Source organism: Streptomyces sp. NPDC059957, from assembly GCF_042730015.1.
Lineage (GTDB): Bacteria > Actinomycetota > Actinomycetes > Streptomycetales > Streptomycetaceae > Streptomyces.
Genome location: NZ_JBHWMB010000019.1, coordinates 38,924 through 54,308 on the forward strand (window position 1 = coordinate 38,924; position 15,385 = coordinate 54,308).

Annotated in this window: 12 protein-coding genes; 7 read left to right on the plus strand and 5 right to left on the minus strand. The window is 69.8% G+C overall.

The genetic code is table 11. The features are described from left to right. Nucleotides 1-87: 87 nt before the first annotated feature. The 3 genes from ACFWBW_RS15210 to ACFWBW_RS15220 form a co-directional block, all read right to left on the minus strand. On the minus strand, nucleotides 88-3,027 hold the full coding sequence (locus ACFWBW_RS15210; protein WP_385372440.1) for a Z1 domain-containing protein: 2,940 nt from the start codon (nucleotides 3,025-3,027) through the stop codon (nucleotides 88-90). Between the two features lie 5 nt (nucleotides 3,028-3,032). Further along, nucleotides 3,033-4,571 carry an ATP-binding protein gene (locus tag ACFWBW_RS15215; RefSeq protein WP_385372443.1) on the minus strand — a complete coding sequence of 513 codons (1,539 nt, stop codon included), beginning with the start codon at nucleotides 4,569-4,571 and terminating at the stop codon, nucleotides 3,033-3,035. Between the two features lie 160 nt (nucleotides 4,572-4,731). Further along, nucleotides 4,732-5,739 carry an SEC-C metal-binding domain-containing protein gene (locus tag ACFWBW_RS15220; RefSeq protein ID WP_385372446.1) on the minus strand — a complete coding sequence of 336 codons (1,008 nt, stop codon included), beginning with the start codon at nucleotides 5,737-5,739 and terminating at the stop codon, nucleotides 4,732-4,734. A 56-nt stretch (nucleotides 5,740-5,795) separates the two neighbouring features. Between ACFWBW_RS15220 and ACFWBW_RS15225 the strand changes: the two genes are divergently transcribed. The 6 genes from ACFWBW_RS15225 to ACFWBW_RS15250 all read left to right on the plus strand — a co-directional run bounded on the left by ACFWBW_RS15225 (nucleotide 5,796) and on the right by ACFWBW_RS15250 (nucleotide 10,929). Beyond that, a complete protein-coding gene (locus tag ACFWBW_RS15225) occupies nucleotides 5,796-6,605 on the plus strand; it encodes a class E sortase (RefSeq protein ID WP_385372449.1) in 810 nt (269 codons plus the stop codon). A 35-nt stretch (nucleotides 6,606-6,640) separates the two neighbouring features. Next, nucleotides 6,641-6,838: a DUF3311 domain-containing protein gene (locus tag ACFWBW_RS15230; RefSeq protein ID WP_385372451.1), complete on the plus strand. Its 198-nt coding sequence runs from the start codon at nucleotides 6,641-6,643 to the stop codon at nucleotides 6,836-6,838. Nucleotides 6,839-6,876: 38 nt separating this feature from the next. Beyond that, entirely contained in the window at nucleotides 6,877-8,400 is a 1,524-nt protein-coding gene (locus ACFWBW_RS15235; RefSeq protein ID WP_385372651.1) for a sodium:solute symporter, read from the plus strand. Nucleotides 8,401-8,517: 117 nt separating this feature from the next. Next, nucleotides 8,518-8,832, plus strand: coding sequence for a DUF6412 domain-containing protein (locus ACFWBW_RS15240; RefSeq protein WP_385372454.1), 315 nt, complete (start codon nucleotides 8,518-8,520; stop codon nucleotides 8,830-8,832). A gap of 118 nt (nucleotides 8,833-8,950) precedes the next feature. Beyond that, a complete protein-coding gene (locus tag ACFWBW_RS15245; RefSeq protein WP_385372457.1) occupies nucleotides 8,951-9,949 on the plus strand; it encodes a hypothetical protein in 999 nt (332 codons plus the stop codon). Between the two features lie 122 nt (nucleotides 9,950-10,071). Beyond that, a complete protein-coding gene (locus ACFWBW_RS15250) occupies nucleotides 10,072-10,929 on the plus strand; it encodes a fumarylacetoacetate hydrolase family protein (RefSeq protein WP_385372460.1) in 858 nt (285 codons plus the stop codon). Nucleotides 10,930-10,963: 34 nt separating this feature from the next. Here the strand turns inward: ACFWBW_RS15250 and ACFWBW_RS15255 are convergent, their stop codons facing one another. Together ACFWBW_RS15255 and ACFWBW_RS15260 are read right to left on the minus strand one after the other, a co-directional pair. Next, entirely contained in the window at nucleotides 10,964-12,253 is a 1,290-nt protein-coding gene (locus tag ACFWBW_RS15255; RefSeq protein ID WP_385372463.1) for an RNA-guided endonuclease InsQ/TnpB family protein, read from the minus strand. Between the two features lie 222 nt (nucleotides 12,254-12,475). Then, nucleotides 12,476-13,615, minus strand: a complete 1,140-nt coding sequence (locus ACFWBW_RS15260) for a Gfo/Idh/MocA family oxidoreductase (protein ID WP_385372466.1) — start codon at nucleotides 13,613-13,615, stop codon at nucleotides 12,476-12,478. Between the two features lie 55 nt (nucleotides 13,616-13,670). Here ACFWBW_RS15260 and ACFWBW_RS15265 point away from each other — a divergent pair, with 55 nt between their 5' ends. After that, the gene (locus ACFWBW_RS15265; protein ID WP_385372469.1) at nucleotides 13,671-14,819 is read left to right on the plus strand and encodes an ROK family protein; all 1,149 of its coding nucleotides are present in this window, start codon (nucleotides 13,671-13,673) and stop codon (nucleotides 14,817-14,819) included. The last annotated feature ends 566 nt before the right edge of the window (nucleotides 14,820-15,385 follow it).

Below are 15,385 nucleotides of genomic sequence, written 5' to 3' on the forward strand. Positions count from 1 at the left end.
CGTTTCCTTGTCTGAAGGTGTGATGTGTGCGTGGATCTTTGTGGCGGACGCGGGCGGCCCCTATGAGGGCTGCCCGCGTCGGCGGTATCAGCTGCCTGACCGCATTGCCTGATATCTGAGCAGGCGACGTGAAGAATCGTTGGCCGCGGTTGGCGATACCACTGTGAACGCCATGATTACCTGCCTGGGATCTGCCGTCCCGTCCGTGACAGCCGAAAGGAGCCCTGCGTCGTTAGACGCGTCGACCACTGGATAGAGCAGGACGATTCCTGTTCGGGGTCCCACACCCAGAGCGCCCGCCTGGATGCTGTCGACATCCTCGCCCGCCTTCTTGATGACGGATTCGGCCCATCGGCGGTGTTCCATACCGGAGATGCGGCCAAAGGCTGCCTTGTCGAGCTGACGTTTACGCCTGACCAGCGAGGTTGGTGCCGAGTTCAGCACGCTTGCTTCTACCCGCCGGCTCGATGTCGTCTGTGGTGCGACGAGGAGCCAGTCGTCCACCTTGGCGAGTTCACCGTCGAGCTTGGAGAGGTAGTTGAGGTGAGGGGCGAAGTGGTTGTCGCCTTCCCACTCCAGCTGACGCAGGACGCCGATCAGGCTGGCATGCGGGATCAGTGAGGTCTTGGCCTCGAACCTCCGGGTGAGAGGGCTGGTCTCGTCCGGGGGCAGCTCGAGAGTCTGCGAGGAGTGACCGAACACGGCGAGGAGCGGTAGCCAGCGCTTGGCATTCGCTTCGATCACGGCAGCATCCCGGGGGTATGCGGCCGGCTCGATCGGCCGCCCCGGAGAACGGATTTCGGTCAGTTCCGCGTTGAACATCTTGTTGCGTGCTGTCGGCTTGACGAGACCGAGGTGCTGCGAAACCAGCGGGAGCACCTTCCGAGGCGTCAGCTGGGGCTCGCCGTCGATCATCTCCGCGTACTGGGCGAGTTCGGATCGGAACGCCTCCTCGTCCTGGCAGATCGCCTCGAAGGCCTCGTACAGATCGAGCGTCTTGTTCTTGCCGAATGGTTCCTCGCGGCCGATGTAGAGGCGGACGAGATCCCGGTAGCCGGCGCGGAACCCGAACCAGCGACCCATCTGCATGAGGGTGTCGGCCTGCTGGGTCTTCCTGCGGTAGTACGTGACGGTCAGACCCTCCACAGTGAAACCGCGGGACAGTTTGGTGCCACCGACGAGGATCTTCCAGACGTTCGGGGTGCGGTCGAAGTCGAGTCCGGGCTGTGCGTAGTCTTTTTCGTTCGCGCCGTTGACGACGAGGACCGGACTCCCACCCGATGAAATGAGCTGCCGGGCGCGGCTGATGTGGGGGCGCAGTTCCTCGTATGAGCCAGGAACAGGCAGACCGTCAGCGCGGGCGGCGCACACCAGCTTGTGGTCCGCTTCGAAGAGGGCAGCCAGGCGGAGATGAGACTCGCTGCTCATGTAGGAGGAGTCCCAGAGCGCCTTGATGCGGTCGGCAAGTACCGCGTGGTCCGCTACCCGAACGGACTCGTGCACCAGCATGGTGTGGTGGCGGAAGGCGCCTTCGGGAACCTCGTTCGCCACGCGGTAGAGCTTCAGAGCCCCGGCCAGGACGAACGCGTCCATCGCTTCGAGCAGGCGATCACCCGTACAGTCGTCGATGCCGCGAACGTGAGCCGCTTCCTGCGAGGTTGCGACCGTCAGCTCGGAACTGGGCAGGTCCGAGTGCAGGTCGTGGAAGTCCTCCACTCCCATGTAGCCCGCAGGGCGGGGAAGAGAGATCAGGAAGTCGCGGGGGAAGAGGTCAGCGGAGTCGTCGGGGTCGACGAAGACATTGGCGAAGGGGGTCGCTGTGTAGCCGATGTACTGGGCTCGCGGCATCAGGTGCAGTAGCTCGCAGACCAGACCATTGATGGCCGACCGGTTGGCCTTGCCCTCTTCCCATGTGGCCGGGTTCGTGGTGTTGACGGAGGCCTGGTCGGACTCGTCATCGATGATGAGGGCCGGCACCTCGCCGAGGATCGGGCCGATCTTCTTGAGGTCGTTGACAAGTTTTGTCAGGACCGCCTTGTTCTTCTTGACCACCATCACGCGGGCTGCCGCATGATGCAGATTAGCCGGGTCATGGAGCGGGAGGGCCTTTTCCACCTTCTCGATGTCGAGTGCCCGGATGCCCCGTTCCAGGGACTGGTAGTCCTTGTCCTTCGTCGTGAGGCGTTCGATGTCGAAGGCTCCACGATGGGAAGGCCGACCGCCGTGTGAGACGAACTTTGCGGGCCAGTCTTCATCGTCCTGGTAGTCGACACCGATCAAAGCGTCGAGATCGTGCGGGTCCGCGCCACGGAGGATGTTCTCCTGCCCGATCAGCTCCATGTCGAGCCGCCGCTGCGTCTGGCCGCGCAGAAGGTTCAGTGTGCCGCCCAGCACGATGACCAAGCGGTAGCCGGCGTCCATCGCCTTGGCTATGACACCCGTGAAGTTGGCGGTCTTGCCGGATTGCACGTAGCCGACGACCAGACCCCGGGCGGCGTACGCCTCCGGCCGTGCCGGGTCCGCAAGCCGTTCGACGACGTTGTGGGCGGCCTCCCCGAGACTCGTGATCGCCGTCTCGCTCCAGCCCTTGTCCCTCAGGAGGTCCTCGTAGGCCGGCCAGTAGAACGCACGGGCCAGCGCTGTGTCCCGTGTGTACCAGGCCTGATTGCTCTCGCTGATGACTACAGGCTGCGGGCCCTTGTCGACTGGAACTGCGGTATCCAGCGCCTTGGACAGGTCGCCATCGAAGCGCAGGAGGGCGTACGCGTCGGCGCGCCGGACGTCCGAGCAGGGTGGTGCGGTAGACCAGTCGGCTGTCAGGGCAGCGTCCCACTGGGCCAGACAGCGGCTCCAGACCGTAATGAGTCCTGGGTCGCTCGCGGCGAGACGGGCGCGGAAGACGTCCAGGTCAGCGTCGTGGCCGTCATCGGTCGCCGAGAGTCCGGCCGCGACTCGGCTGAAGCCCCTCGGCGCGCGGCGCATGGCGGCGAGCACGTCGGTGTGAAGGTTGAGCAGATGGTCAGTCACAGGGGCTACGGCTCCAGTCCGCGAGACATTTCACAACGTGCGGCAGACACCAGGACGCTGTTCCACAAGGCCATCTCGTCGTTGCGCTGGGCGCTTGACCGGCCCAGACGGAAGTTCTTTTCGAGCATGAGGTAGAGCAGGCCCTTCAGCGCTGGGGCGTCATTGGCTCCAGCTCTCCGGCCGTTGCTGAAGGCAGAGCGGAAATCCTTGTTGAGCCGCACGGAGTGGTCATCGCGGTCTATGTCGAAGAAGACGTCCGGCGGGAGCGATTCCCAGCGGAACGTGATCGGCTCCTCGCCCTCGATCTGCGGTAGCTCGTCCCGAAGGGTGCGCTTCAGCTTGGGGTCGACCCCCTTGCCCGGCGGGACGGCACTCGGGCGCTGCACTTCGGTGGACCGCCGGGCAGCTTCGCGATAGACGCTTTCAGCTTCTGCCACGTAGGCGGCAAAGGAGTGACCGTTCGCATCGGAGGCCTTTTCGATTCCACGGGCGAACGCAGGTGTGACGCTGACGCCGTCCTTCTTCACGGTCAGGCTGAACACGTCGTTCGGTGACGAGGGAAGGTCGAGCGAGATCCGAGCCAGGCTGTGGTGTGTCTCAGCGCTGCGGATGCCGTTCCAGCCCCCGGCTTGGACGAGGCGGTCATTGCGGTAGATGTAGAAGCCCTGCCGGTCCGCCAGCGGGCCGACGCCGCGGAAGGACACGAGCTGGGACCGGGGCGGCCACACATGGGCCTGAAGATCGACATCGCCGACACCTTCAATGGGAGCCGTGTACGTCCGTGGATAGCCTGCGCGCCCTGGAACCCGGTAGCCGAAGGGATCGATCGGGACCACTCCCCGGTGATCGAGTTCTTCCTTCGTGCGGACGTCCTCGACGACGAGGTCGATGTGGAACCCGTCCTGGGCCAGAAACCTGTGCAGGTAGAGACCGAGATGGGTTTCCAGCTTCTCGATCTGTTCGTTGAGGAACCGGTCGCTCTGGCCGGAAAGCACGGTGTCAAAGGCGCGGACGCTGTCCCAGCGGACGATGGTGCCGTGCCAGCCGATGACCCCGTCGTAGCGGTCGACCAGGTCCTGGCAGTACCGCGGATCCACGATGTCGCAGCTGAAGTCCTGCTGTGCCTGAGCGGTCAGCCAGCGCCTCCCGGTGGCAGGACTGCGCTTGGTACGGCTAATGACCGTCAAGGACCCGGCGTGCGAGAGAGAGGCAGCCTTCAGGCCGGCTCCGAAGTGCCCCAGCGCCCCGTCGCCGTAGCTCTCGCGGCCTCCTACGATCATTGCGACGTCGAGAGCGGCATCGTCCATGCCGTGACCGTCGTCGATGACCAGCAGGCTCACGATCCGGTCGCCATCGCGCAGAAAACTGATGACGACGTTGCGGGCGCCGGCGTCGATCGAGTTGTCCACGAGGTCGGCGATGGCGGCCTCGAACCCGTACCCCTGATGCGCCAGTGACTCGAGGTAGCGGGCAGCTGGTGGAAGCTGTTTGCTGCCCAGTGTGGGTATTTCGAACTGCCAGTCGCCGGACGGTGAATAGGGCATAGGGCGCCAGACCTTTGGACGCAGGGGCGGATGTATCCGGCAGTGGAGGATCTTCCACTCCATACCTGCGGATGTCCGTCGACGCTAGCGCATGACCTGATCTTCAGGCAGCCCTATGCCATCACTGTCCGGGATGCGAAACGGGCGCGAGCGGGAGCCGTCATCCCCCAGCGATGCCGTGGCACTCCCCGTACGCCCGGCCCGATGTGCACCAGCACGGGGTCGTCGGGGTCGGGGGCCACGGGGTGGCTTTGCCTCGGGCGGCCAGGGTGGTGGCGTATTCCGCCAGGAGGGACGGGGAGGACGGGGAGGTTTTCTCCGAGGCTGCGAAGGCTTCGTACGAGGGGACGCTGGCCGTGACGATGCCCAGGTTTGTGGTGCCTGAAGCGGCCAGGGTGCGGAGGGAGGATTCCACCTGGGCCAGGTGGGCGTCGTGGGAGGGGTACTCCGTGGACAGGGTGGGGTAGCTGGTCAGGAGCTCTGCCAGTTCGCGGGCCGGCCAGTGGAGGATGGCCACCGGGAAGGGGCGGGAGAGCGCGGCCCGGCGGTCGCCGAGTTCGGCGCGCAGGCGGGCGATCTCGGCGCGGAGTTCGGCGGGGTCGTCGGAGCCCAGGGCCCAGATGCGCTTGGGGTCGTGGGGCTCGTCCAGCGGGATCGGGCCGATGTGGCGGGTGTCCGCGACCATGTCCCAGTCGTCGTGGGGCAGGGCCAGCAGGCGGCGTACGCGATGGCGGCCCGTGAGGAGCGCGGTCGTGGCCGGGGTGAGGGGGGTGTTGTCCGGGGCCAGGAGGGTGGCGGCCTCCGTGAAGCACTCGTGGGAGGCCTCGAGTTCGTCGTGGGCCTCCAGGGCCTCGGCGATGACCTCCCAGGGGGCCGGATCCGTGGGGGCCGCCGCGCGGATGCCCTGGATGAGGGCGCGGGCCTCGGGCTCGTGGCCGTACTCCCAGAGGTTGGCCGCCTGGAGGGCCTTGATGAGGGAGGGGGCGTCCGTCGTTTCCGCGGCCAGGAGTTGGTCGTAGAGGGCGCTCGCCCGTTCGCGTTCGTCGGCCAGTTCGAGGTGGGCCGCGGCCTGGAGGAGCAAGGGCTCCTGGTCCTCGGGGTAGCGGGTCGCCGTGCGGATGAGGCGCTCGGCTTCGGCGATGTGCTCGGCAGGCGTGTCGGGGCGCATGGTTTGCAGCGTACTGCCGCTGGTCAGTTGACGGGGGAGGACTTAAGGTGCCGCCCGTGCGAGATCGCGTGCGGGTCGTGGTGCAGGGGAAGGGCCGGCGCTCGTGGCATGTGCGCCGGGCCGGTATCGCGGGGGCGTTGTGGGCGGCGGGTGAACTGGCCGTCACCGTGGGCGTGGTGGTGATGCTTCTGGTGGTGCACCAGGTGTGGTGGACCAACCGGCAGGCGCTGAGTGCCGCCCACGAGGTGGTGAGGGAGCTGGAGAGGGGCGGGTGGGACCCCGTGCCCGAGGAGGGTGAGGGCGGGGTCGAGGAGGATCCGGCCGCCGGCTCGTCCGTCGCTCCGTCCGACGGGCCGGACGGTTCCGGGGGCTCGGGTGGCGCGTCCGTCGGGAACTCCGGGCCGCGTACCGCCAAGCCGCCGCCGCGGGCGTCCGCGTACGGGGTCCTGCGCATTCCGCGTCTCGGCGTCGCCGTGCCCGTCGCGCAGGGCGTGGACAAGCGGTCCGTGCTCGACAAGGGGTACGCCGGGCACTACGCGGGGACCGCGCAGCCCGGGGCCGAGGGGAACTTCGCGCTCGCCGGACACCGCAACACGCACGGGGAGCCGTTCAGGTACATCAACCGGCTCAGGGCGGGGGACGAGTTGATCGTGGACGTGCGGGGGAAGCGGTACGTGTACCTGGTCGGGCAGACGCTGGCGGAGACGACCGAGCGCGACACCGGGGTGATCGCACCCGTCCCGCGCAGCGCCGTCACGCCGGGGGCCGGGTACAGCGAGCCCGGTGCCTACATCACGCTGACCACCTGCACGCCCGAGTACAGCTCCAAGTACCGGCTCGTGGTGTGGGGGGTCCTCAAGCGGTGAAGGGTTGGCGGGTGGATGGACCGTAGTGTGGGGCGGTGCGTCGGAAACGAGTGAAACGTCCGCAGTTGGTGTGGCTGGCCGTGCCGTTCGTGTTGTTCGCCGGTGGGCTGCCGTTCGCCAACCGGGTGGAGCCGGCGCTGGGCGGCGTACCGTTCCTGTTCCTCTGGTTCATCGGGGCGACCCTGCTGACCCCGCTCGCGGTCTGGCTGACCTGGCGCGGTGATCACCGGTGAGTCAGGCGGCCGTGGCGACCACCGTCTTCGGGGTGTTCATGGTGGCCACCGTCGCGCTCGGACTGCTCGCGGTGCGCGGGCGGGGCGGACGCGGCGGGGGCGGAGGCGGGCTCGCCGAGTGGTCGGTGGGCGGGCGGTCGCTCGGGACGGTCTTCATCTGGGTCCTGATGGCGGGCGAGGGGTACACGAGCTTCAGCTACCTCGGCGCGGCCGGCTGGGGCTACAACTACGGCGCCCCGGTGATGTACGTGGTCGCGTACATGTCCTGCGGCTACGCCGTCGGTTACGTCGTCGGGCCCATGCTCTGGGACTACGCGCGCCGCCACGGCCTCGTCGGCATCACCGACATGGTGAGCCACCGGTACGGGCGCCCCTGGCTCGGTGCGGCGGTCGCGGTGCTGGCGACCGTGTTCCTGCTTCCGTACATCCAGCTCCAGATCACCGGAATGGGTGTCGTGGTCTCGACGGTGACCTACGGGGCGGTGTCCCTGGAATGGGCGTACTTCATCGCCTTCGCCGTCACCACCGGCTTCGTCGTCGTGAGCGGCCTGCGCGGCAGTGCGTGGGTGTCCGTGCTGAAGGACGCGCTGGTCATCTGCACGCTCGGGTTCCTCGCCGTCTACGTGCCCCAGCACTACTTCGGCGGCTACGGGGAGCTCTTCGACCGGCTCACGGCCGAACGCCCGCAGTGGCTGACGCTCCCCGGCGCCGGGAGCGGGGAGGGCGGCCGGGGCGAGCTGGGGGTGGGGTGGTTCGCGTCCACCACCGTGCTGAACGCGCTGACCGTCGTCATCTTCCCGACCACCGTGGCGGGTTACCTGGGCGCGCGGAGTGCCGACGCGCTGCGCCGCAACGCCATCCTGCTGCCCGCGTACAACGTGCTGCTCTTCGTGCCGATGCTGCTGGGCATGGCGGCGCTGTTCGTCGTACCGGGACTGGTGGGCGCGGAGTCCAACCTCGCGCTGTTCAAGCTGGTCGTGGACTCCCTGCCGGCGTGGGCGGTGGGGGTGATCGGGGTGGCGGCGGCGCTGTCGTCGATCGTGCCGATGGCGGTGTTCATGCTGGTCATCGGCACGATGTGGGGGCGCAGCGTGCTCTCGCTCGTGCCGCGGTGGAGCTCGGGCGAGCGGCAGAAGCTCGCTTCGCAGGTGGTCGTGGTGGCCGCCGGGACGATCGCGCTGGTGATGACGTACACGGCGCCGAACACGCTGGTCAGGCTCTCGCTCGTGTCCTACGAGGGCATGGCGCAACTGATGCCGATGCTGCTGCTGGGGCTGGTGTGGCGCCGGCTCACGATGGTGGCCGCGGTGTGCGGGCTGGCCGCGGGGGTCGCGGTCGTCTGCGGGCTGGTCTTCACGGGCAACGACCCGGTGTGGGGTGTGAACGCGGGGATGGTCGCCCTCGTGGTGAACCTGGCGGTCGCGCTGACGGTGGCCTGGCTCGGTCCGCTGGAGGGTGACGGTGGAGCGGGGGAGTGGCGGCCGGACGAGGACGTGCTCGCGCGCGATCCGCTGCCCGGGGATCAAAACGAGGTCTCGTCCGTTGTCGGTGTGCGCGGTTAGTATCGATCGCGAGTACGAGAACCGGCACGTGCGTGTGCGTGTGGGCGTACGAGCGTCGGTGCGAGTAGCGGATTCTGTACGGGAGTTCGCGCGCGGGAGCGGAAGGGGGCGGTTCGCATGGCAGAGCACAGTCGGCTCCGCCCCGTGCGGTTGATGGCCCTGCTGGGCTCGCTCCTGCTGCTCGGCGGCTTCCTCGGGCTGTTCGCCGGGGAGGGCGGGCTCGGCGCGGTCGTGGTGGTCCTCGCGGCGACTTTCGCCGTCGGCGCCTCGGCCCTGGCCGCCCGGCTGGTCCGGCCGGTGCCGCCGCACCGAATACGTACCGCGATCCGTGATCGCGAGAAGCGCACGGCGTTCCTGCCGCAGCGTGATCCCGACGCTTCGGGCCGGTCGCGGCCCAGGGCGCCCGGCCGTCCCCTTCCGACGGCCGCGTAGGGGCGCGCAGCTCCTTCCTACTGATCACTTCTGATCACTTCACCTTGCCGCCCCTCGCGGGTCGTCACGCCGAAACGCATCTCTTTCGACGTTCGACGAGTCCCTTCGGAGGGCCCACGTGTCCGTTTTCATCGATCTTGTTGCTGTGCTGGGCCGGCTCTTGGAGCCGGTGCTGGCCGAGTCCGCGACCGCTGCCGCGATCGTGCTGTTCACCGTGCTCGTGCGGCTCGCGCTGCACCCGTTGAGCCGGGCCGCCTTCCGCGGGGCGACCCCGGTGGCGGGTCTGCTGCCGGTGCTGCTGCAGCTGCCGGTGTTCTTCCTCATGTACCGGGCGTTCTCCTCGGCGGAGATAGGCGGGGCCGCCAACGAGCTGCTCGGGCACCGGCTGTTCGCCGCACCGCTCGGGGACCGGTGGGGCGAGGCCCTCGGGGAGGGCGGCCTCTTCGGCGAGTCGGGGCTGGTGTTCCTCGGGCTGTTCGCGGCCGTCGCCGTGGTGGCCGCGTGGAGTGCGGTGCGCGGACGCAAGGCGGTGGCGCTGGCCGCTGTGACGGGCGGGGCCGGGGCGGGCGGGGCCGCCGGGGTCAAGGCCGCCGGGGGCAAGGCCGCCGGGGTCAAGGAGGGCGTGCGCAATGGCAGCGGGGCCACGGGGAACGGGGCCCAGGCCGGCGGGGTGAACGGCGGCCGGGCCAAGGCCGACGGGGGTACAGGCGGCGGGGGGAACGGCGGCCGGGCCAAGGCCGACGGGGGCAAGGCGGGCGGTGGCAAGCCTGGCGGCGCCAAGGCCAGCGGTGTCAAGGCCGGCGGCGCCAAGGCCGGCGGGGCCAAGGCCGGCGGGGCCAAGGTCGGTGGGGGTAAGGGCTCCGGGGGCGGTGGGGCCGGGGCGGTTGCCGGGTTGAGTGCCGAGCAGCAGGAGGTCATGCGCAAGCTGGGCGGCGTACTGCCCTTGCTGTCCTTCGGGACGCTGATCACGGCTGCCCTGGTGCCGCTGGCGGCCGGGCTGTACCTGGTCACCACCACCGCCTGGTCGGTGGCCGAGCGCATCTGGCTCCAGCACCGGAAGGACCGGGCGGAGGCTGCCGAGCGGGCGGTCAGCGGAGCAGAGCGTTCCGCCATGTGAACAGGGTCTTGCGGATGAGGCCGACATCTTGGAGGATCGACCAATCCTCCGATGGCCGCAACCCATCGTCCGGCCCGGGGCATGCCCATGGGCCGACCACCCTCGACCACGGGAGAATGCCCATGAAGCTGCTGCGTGTAGGACCCGTCGGGTCGGAGCGCCCCGCGCTGCTCGACCAGGACGGGACCCTGCGGGACCTGTCCGGCCTGATCACGGATGTGGACGGCGCGCTGCTCGCCGACGACTCCGTGCTGTCCCGGGTACGGGACGCGGCCGGGTCCGGTGAGCTCCCGGTGCTGGACGCCGAGGGTCTGCGGATCGGGTCCGCGGTCGGCCGCATAGGCAAGGTCGTGGGCATCGGCCTGAACTACCACGGGCACGCGGCCGAGGTGGGCGCCGAGGCGCCGGCCGAGCCGATCGTGTTCCTCAAGGCCCCGGACACCGTGGTCGGCCCCGACGACACCGTGCTGATCCCGCGCACCAGCGTGAAGACCGACTGGGAGGCCGAGCTCGGCGTCGTCATCGGTGCCACCGCCCGCTACCTGGCCTCCCCCGAGGAGGGCCTCGCGCACGTCGGCGGTTACGTGCTGGTCAACGATGTGACCGAGCGCGCGTTCCAGAACGAGCGCGGCGGCACCTGGGACAAGGGCAAGAACTGCGAGACCTTCACCCCGCTCGGCCCCTGGCTGGTCACCGCGGACGAGATCCCGGACCCGCAGGTGCTGGACGTCAAGCTGTGGGTCAACGGTGAGCTCAAGCAGGACGGCAACACCTCCGACCAGATCTTCGCGGTCGGCGAGGTCGTGCGGTACGTCAGCCAGTTCATGACCCTGTACCCGGGCGACGTCATCGTCACCGGCACCCCGGCCGGTGTGGCCGCGGGCCAGCCGGAGCCGAAGCCGTTCCTGCGGGCGGGCGACGTCGTGGAGCTGGAGATCGACGGGCTCGGCCGTCAGCGCCAGGAGTTCAAGGACGCTTGACGATGCTCGCTCCCGTTAACGGGAGCGATTCCCTTCAGCTCGCATGGGCGGGCTTCGGGGCTTCACGCGTACGCCTCCGGCCGGTGGCCGGGACTCGCACCGTTGTGGTGCTGCGCGTGCTGTTGATGTCCGAGCCGCCCGTCCGGCGGGCTCGGGCCTCGACCTCGACCGAGGCATTGTGGTCGGCGTCGTCCTCGTGCCCGCAGTGGACACAGGCGAACAGCCGGCCGCATCCCTTACGGGAGTGGGGATCAACCTTCCCGCAGGCAGGGTTGCCGCAGGTCTGGGAGGTGTGGAACGGCGGCACCGCTACGAGCACGGACCCGTACATGCGGGTCTTGTACTCCAGCTGGCGCCGTCGTTCCCCCGGGGTGTTGTCGAGGATGGACCGGTTCAGCCCGGCCTTCGCCCGGACGTTCTTCCCCGGGCTCTCTGTGGCGCCTTTCGCGGACTTGGTCATGTTCTTCACGCGTAGGTCCTCGATGCCGATCAGGCCGTGGTTTTTGGCGGGGTCGGTGGTGAGCTTGTGCGTGAAGTCCTGACGTCGGTTGGCCCGCCGGGTGGTGATCTTCGCGATTTGGGTGATCGTCGTGCGCAGGCGGCGGCTGTATTTCCCGCCCTGGTGCTTCTTCGCGTACGTGATCTGGCGGGACTTGCGCTGCTCCAGCGCTTTCAGCCGCTTTCGTTCGTTGGCTGTGAGCGTCGGGGGCATGAGCCGGGGTGCGGTCTCGGTCGAGACGAACACGGATGCGGCGACGCCGAAATCCACCCCGCACGCGGGCTTCCCGTTCGGTGCGTCTGGCTTACGACCGGTGTGAGCGCCGAAGCTGATGTGCCAGCCGTTGCCGTCCCGGGACACGGTGGCGTTACGGACCGTCCCCCCGATCGCGCGGGAGAGGCGGAACCGCAGCCAGCCGAGTTTCGGGAGACGAACCTCGGCCCACTTGCGGTTCAGTTTGCGGACCTCGACCGCCTGCCCGGGAAACGGGATCGACAGGCGGTGTCCGCGCTTCTTCCGCGTTGGAAACCCAGCAGCATGCCCAGGATTCCAGAAATTGTCGTACGCCCGGTCGAGGCTGCGCAGGATTTGCTGCCCGGCCTGCGCGGGGAACTGCCCAATCCAGTCCAGCTCATGACGGGCAGAAGTGAGGTACCTGGACTGTTCAACGGCGCGCAGGCTGTACCGGCGCTGTTCCCACAGGTACACCCGCTGTTCCAGGGCCACGTTCCAGAGAGCGCGCGCGGTGTGACCCCACCCGGTCAGGACCTCGTCCTGATCGCCGGTGGGGTACGCACGATACCTGCGCCCCATGTCCGCCTTCATGTCGCCAATCGTGCCGACGATTCATGGCTGATATGGCCCAGATCCGAAAAAGACGGATATTGTGCATTCCTGACGCATGCACTTGGTTTTCGCGACGAAGTCCGCAACAAGGTGTTCCGATGTGCATCGCAAGCAGATGGAGGAGATCCCGCGCGCCGTGCGCAAACTTCGAGTGCGAGCCGGTCGAGGGTCGTGCGGGCCTGTTCCGGCCCTTGATCAGGGTCAGTGGGCTTCTCGGCTTTGGGCGGCTTGTCGGGATGCGGGGAGCTCCACGACTCCCCCGTCCCTCGACGACCTGGCGGCCGCCTCCAGTACGTCCAGGCAGTGCGCCGCCTCCAGGGCCGTGACGGGTGCCGGGCCGCCGTCGCGCAGTGCCGCCGCCACGGCCGCGTAGTACGCGGGGTAGTCGCCCGGAGCCGTCCGTACCGGCGTGCCCCCGCCGGTCAGCGGTGATTCCCCGGAGCCCAGCCGGCCCCACAGGTGCTCGGGCTCCTCGCCCCAGGTCCGCTCGGGGTCACCGGGGCGCAGGCCCTCGCGCAGGGCCCCTTCCTGGGGGTCCAGGCCGTACTTGACGTAGCCCGCGCGGGATCCCAGGACGCGGAAGCGCGGGCCCAGCTGGGCCGTGGTCGCGCTGACGTAGAGGTGGGAGCGGACCCCGCTCGCGTGGGTGAGGGCGATGAAGGTGTCGTCGTCCGCCTCGGCGCCCGGGCGGCGCACGTCGGTCTCCGCGTAGACGCGTACGACGGGGCCGAAGAGCACCAGCGCCTGGTCCACCACGTGGCTGCCGAGGTCGTACAGCAGGCCGCCGATCTCCTCGGGGGCGCCGGACTCCCGCCAGCCGCCCTTGAGCTGCGGACGCCAGCGCTCGAAGCGGGACTCGAAGCGCTGGACCTCGCCCAGTTCGCCGTCGGCGATGAGGCGGCGCAGGGTGAGGAAGTCGTTGTCCCAGCGGCGGTTCTGGAAGACCGAGAGGAAGGTCCCGGTCCGGTCGGCGAGCGCGGCCAGTTCGCGGGCCTCGGCCGCCGTGGCGGCGAGCGGCTTGTCCACGACCACCGGGATGCCGGCGGTGAGGGCGGCGGTGGCGAGCGGGACGTGCGTCTTGTTCGGGGAGGCGATGACGACGAGGTCCGGGGCGGGGCTCTGGGTGAGCAGCTCGGTGGCGGTGGCGGCGATCCGGACGTCCGGGTAGGCCTCGCGGGCCTGGGCGGCGCGGCCCGGGTCGGAGGTGACGACGGTGTCCAGGACCAGGCCCTCGGTCGCGGAGACGAGCGGGGCGTGGAAGACGGAACCGGCCAGTCCGTAGCCGACGACTCCGACGCGGAGGGGAGTGGCGGGGGTGAGGGGGGAGGCGGGGGCGTTCATGGGTCCACTTTGGCAACAGTGTTGCTTAAGTGCAAGGAGGGTGGACAATGGGCAGGTGGACAGGGGTAGCAGGGGTAGCGGGGGCAGTGAGGTCGGCGGGGCCGGCAGGGGCGACACGGGCGGCGGCAGCGGCGTGAACCTGCCGGCGCTGCGCGGGCACAACGACGCGCTCCTCCTGGACCTCCTGCGCGGAGCCGGCCCCGCCGGGCTCGGCCGCGGTGACCTCGCCGCGCGTACGGGACTCACCCCGCAGGCCGTCAGCAAGATCGCGGCGCGCCTCCGGGGCGAGGGCCTGGTGGCCGACGCCGGACGCGAGGCCTCCACGGGCGGCAAACCGCGCACGCTGCTGAGGCTGGTGCCGGAGGCGCGGCATGCGGTCGGGGTGCACCTGGACCGGGACGAGCTCACGGCGGTACGGGTCGACTTGGCGGGCCGCGTCGTCGCCGACGGGCGGGCCCCGCTGGACTTCGGGGCCGGTCCGGACGCGGTGGTCGAGGAGGCCGTACGGGCCGTCGCGCGGGTGTGTGGCGGTGGCGGTGGCTGCGACCGGCCCGTTGTGGGTGTCGGCGTGGCCGCGCCGGGGCCGCTGGACTGGCGGACCGGGGTGCTGGGGCGGGTGACGGGGTTCCCGGAATGGGAGGGGTTCCCGTTGCGGGAGGTGCTGGAGGGGCGGTTGGGGGTTCCCGTGCGGGTGGACAAGGACACCAACGCGGGGGTCGCGGCGGGGGCCGGCTTCGGAGAGGCCGCCTTCGGGGAGGCCGTGGCGTACGTGCACGTCGGCACCGGACTGGGAGCGGGGCTCCGGCTGGCCGGTGGCGGAGAGGTCTACCGCGGGCGGCGCTCGGCCGCGGGGGAGTTCGGACACCAGGTGCTGCGGCTGGACGGGCCGGCCTGCCGGTGCGGGGGGCGCGGGTGCGCGGAGGTGCTGTGCCTGGACGCGGTGGCCGGGGGCCGGCTCGAGGAGGCGGCGCGGATCGTGGGGGAGGCGGCGGCGAACCTGGTCGCGCTGCTGGATGTGGACCGGGTGTTGCTCGGGGGGCGGGTGGTGGCTGCTGCGCCGGGGGTGTTCCTGGCGGGAGTGCGGGGGGTTCTGGGGGTGCGGGCCTTTGTGGGGGGTGCGGTGAGGGTTGAACTCGCTGAGGGGGGTGTGGCGGAGGGGGCGGCGGAGTTGGTGCTTGGCCCGTTGTTCGGGCGGGGGGTGTGAGTGGGCCTTGGGCCCCCTGGCCCCCTTGGTGTCTGGCCCCTGGCCCTGGCCTCCGGCCTCTGACCCCTGGCCTCTGAGCCCTGGCCTCCGGCCTCTGAGCCCTGGCCTCTGAGCCCTGGCTCCTGGGCGTCCCGACCCGGGTGAGCTCGTCGCGGGCCGCGGGCCGCGGGCCGCGGGCCGTCGCGCCGGCCGCCCCCGCCTGGGGGCTCGGATGCTGGGCCCTGCGGGGCGGAGTCCCCTACCCGCCCTTCCACCGTTCCCAGGGCTCCGCCCTGACCCGGTCCTCAATCGCCGGACGGGCTGAAGTGCTCCTGGGGCTCCGCCCCAGACCCCGGTCCTCAAACGCCGGACGGCTGGAATTGCTCCGTGCCCCGGTCCTCAGGCGTCAGGCGGCTGGGTTTGCTCTGGGCCCCGCTCCCCAGGCGTCAGGCGGCCGGGTTTGCCCCAGACCCCGGTCCCCAAGCGCCAGCGGGCCGGGGTTGCCCCAGACCCCGGTCCTCAAGCGCCAGCGGGCCGGAATTGCTCCGGGCCCCGGTCCTCAAGCGCCAGCCGGCTGGGTTTGCTCT

What these genes read in the sequence shown, in the direction of transcription:
- ACFWBW_RS15235 (WP_385372651.1), top strand. Translation starts at nt 6,877, where the DNA reads ATGGTGGCCACCGTCGCGCTCGGACTGCTCGCGGTGCGCGGGCGGGGC.
- ACFWBW_RS15215 (WP_385372443.1), bottom strand. Translation starts at nt 4,571, where the DNA reads ATGCCCTATTCACCGTCCGGCGACTGGCAGTTCGAAATACCCACACTG.
- ACFWBW_RS15220 (WP_385372446.1), bottom strand. Translation starts at nt 5,739, where the DNA reads ATGCGCCCCGACACGCCTGCCGAGCACATCGCCGAAGCCGAGCGCCTC.
- ACFWBW_RS15240 (WP_385372454.1), top strand. Translation starts at nt 8,518, where the DNA reads ATGGCAGAGCACAGTCGGCTCCGCCCCGTGCGGTTGATGGCCCTGCTG.
- ACFWBW_RS15250 (WP_385372460.1), top strand. Translation starts at nt 10,072, where the DNA reads ATGAAGCTGCTGCGTGTAGGACCCGTCGGGTCGGAGCGCCCCGCGCTG.
- ACFWBW_RS15260 (WP_385372466.1), bottom strand. Translation starts at nt 13,615, where the DNA reads ATGAACGCCCCCGCCTCCCCCCTCACCCCCGCCACTCCCCTCCGCGTC.
- ACFWBW_RS15255 (WP_385372463.1), bottom strand. Translation starts at nt 12,253, where the DNA reads ATGAAGGCGGACATGGGGCGCAGGTATCGTGCGTACCCCACCGGCGAT.